The following is a 2,488-nucleotide window of genomic DNA, read 5'->3' as shown; positions in this document are numbered from 1 at the left end:
GCCGGCATCGTGCACCAGATAAACAACCCGCTCGCCACCATGACGCTCTGCATCGAGTCCCTCCTGAGAGAGATTAAGAGAGGCGCCATAGACGACGAGAAACTCAACCACAAGTTCGACGATTACCTCAATACGGTATACGCGGAAATATTCAGGTGCAAGAAGATAGCCGGTAACCTGTCCTACTTCTCCAAGTCCGCCGCCCGTGACAGGGGTGCCACGGACGTGAACGAGCTCATAACCGACGCGCTGGAGTTGTTTACCGCCCAGAGCAGGTACGCCGGCTATATGGTAACGACGGAACTTCAAAAAGACCTCCCCCCGATTACGGCGAGCTCGCGCTTGCTGAAGCAGGCCTTCGCCTCCATAATCATGAACGCGTTCGAGGCCATGGAGGGGACCGGCGGACGAGCGCTTATCATAACCACCTCGAACGCCGGGGAGGACGGCGCCCTGGTGGTGGGGGTCACCGACACCGGGTGCGGCATAGAGGAGGGGACCGAGGAGAAGATATTCGCCCCTTTCTTTACCACAAAGAGCGGGGAGGGCGCCGGTCTCGGCCTCTCCATAGCCGGCCGTATAGTGACCGACCACGGGGGCAGGATAGAGGTCCGCTCCGAAAAGGGGCAGGGCGCTACCTTCACCGTTATCCTGCCGCTTGAAGGGAGCGCCGGTTAAACGGCAGTAAGATAGAATATGGGTACGTCCAAGAACAAAATTCGCGTACTCGCGGTGGACGACGAGACGCAGTTTGTCAAACTCCTTCAGTCGGAGCTTACGCGCGAGGGTTTTCTGGTCTCGACCGCCACCGACGGAGATGAGGGCATAAAAATGCTCGAGGAGAAGGAGTTCGACGTCTGCATCCTCGACATGAACATGCCGCGGCTTAACGGCATGGAAGTACTTAAGAAAGCCTCGGAGCAGGCCATCCCGACCGAGTTCATAGTGCTTACGGCCGACGCCACCGTCTCCACCGCCATAGAGTCGATGAGGCTCGGGGCCTACGACTACGTCACCAAGCCGTGCGACCTGCAGAGGATCACCCTCCTTATAAATAAAGCCCACGACAAGAGGCACATGAAGCAGGAGAGCCTTATATTGAAGAGGCTCAGGGAGGGGCACGGCAAGATAGTCACGAAAGACCCAGGGATACTGAAACTCCTTCAGGAGGCGGAGAGGGTGGCCAGGACCGACGCCACGGTACTGCTTCAGGGAGAGAGCGGTACGGGGAAGGAGCTCATGGCCGAGTACATACACGGGAGTTCCACGCGATCGAAGGGGCCGTTTATCGCCTTCAACGTGGCGGCCATACAGGAGACACTCCTCGAGAGCGAGCTCTTCGGCTACGAGAAGGGTGCCTTCACCGGCGCCTCGCAGGCAAAGGCCGGCCTTTTCGAACTCGCCGACGGCGGGACGATATTCCTCGACGAGATAGGGGAGATACCCCACCAGACCCAGGTAAAGCTCCTGAGGGTCATCGAGAATGGGAGTTTTTACAAGGTCGGGGGGACGAAGGAGGTTTACTCGGACGTGCGCGTGGTTACCGCCACCAATAAGGAGCTCCGCGCCATGGCCGAGGATAAAAGTTTCAGGGAAGACCTCTACTACAGGCTCAGCAGCGTCACCTTCGACGTGCCCCCGCTGAGGCGGAGAAAGGGGGACATACCGGTCCTGGTGGACGAGTTCCTCTCCCGCATGCCGGTAGGCTACAGGAAGGGGATCGAAAAGGAGGCGCTCGACCTGCTTATCGGCTACGACTGGCCCGGCAACGTCAGGGAGCTCCAGAACGTCTTGAACAGGGCGGCCATACTCTCGAACTCGGAGCACATAGAGGTCGCGGACCTGCCGGCCGAGCTCAAGGCCGGGGAGATTGCCCTCTCCGCCCCAAAGGGGCCTTTACCCATGTTGAAAGATGTGGAATCGGAGCACATAAAACGCGCGCTCGACTACACGGGCGGACACAGGAAGAAGACCGCCGAGATGCTCGGGGTCAACGTTAAAACACTCTGGAGAAAGATAAAAGAGTACGGCCTCGAGTGACAACCGCAGTAAGCCCCCCGAAAGTCCTTTCCTCAGCATAAATCACCCGATACAAGACGCCCGGCAGGGCATTTTGTCCTCCCCGTACGATTTTTGATATATTTTTGCGATATTCTGTAGTTCAGGGTGTTAAACTCCGAATTGTATGTTATAGTTATGCCGCTGAAGGGATTAGTTGTTTGGAAAGAGGGAACACGGCGGATAAAGGAGGTTGGATATGTCAACGATTCTGCAACTTGTAGGGTTCAAGGTAGATAAGGAGTTCTTCGGGGTCCCCATCGACAAGGTAAAGGAGATAGTGAGGGTCCCGGATATAACGGTGGTACCCGACACCCCGGACTTTCTGGAGGGGGTCATAAACCTCCGGGGCAGGATAGTGCCGGTGGTGGACATGAGGACACGCATAGGGCTGCCGACAATGGAGAGGGTCAGGACCAACAGGGTCCTC

The 2,488-nt window shown here is 57.4% G+C and carries 3 protein-coding genes; all 3 read left to right on the top strand.

The genetic code is table 11. The features are described 5' to 3' along the window. Window positions 1-678: ATP-binding protein (locus V3W31_02170; protein ID MEE9613742.1), on the top strand; the 678-nt coding region annotated here is incomplete at its 5' end. Window positions 679-696: 18 nt separating this feature from the next. Continuing rightward, entirely contained in the window at window positions 697-2,040 is a 1,344-nt protein-coding gene (locus V3W31_02165) for a sigma-54 dependent transcriptional regulator (GenBank protein ID MEE9613741.1), read from the top strand. Window positions 2,041-2,257: 217 nt separating this feature from the next. Beyond that, the coding region (locus V3W31_02160) for a chemotaxis protein CheW (protein ID MEE9613740.1) at window positions 2,258-2,488 on the top strand (231 nt) is incomplete at its 3' end.

It is taken from the genome of Thermodesulfobacteriota bacterium (assembly GCA_036482575.1).
In the GTDB taxonomy this organism is placed as follows: domain Bacteria; phylum Desulfobacterota; class GWC2-55-46; order GWC2-55-46; family JAUVFY01; genus JAZGJJ01.
Note: the sequence above shows the minus strand (reverse complement) of the source record. Positions and strands in the feature narration are given on the sequence as shown.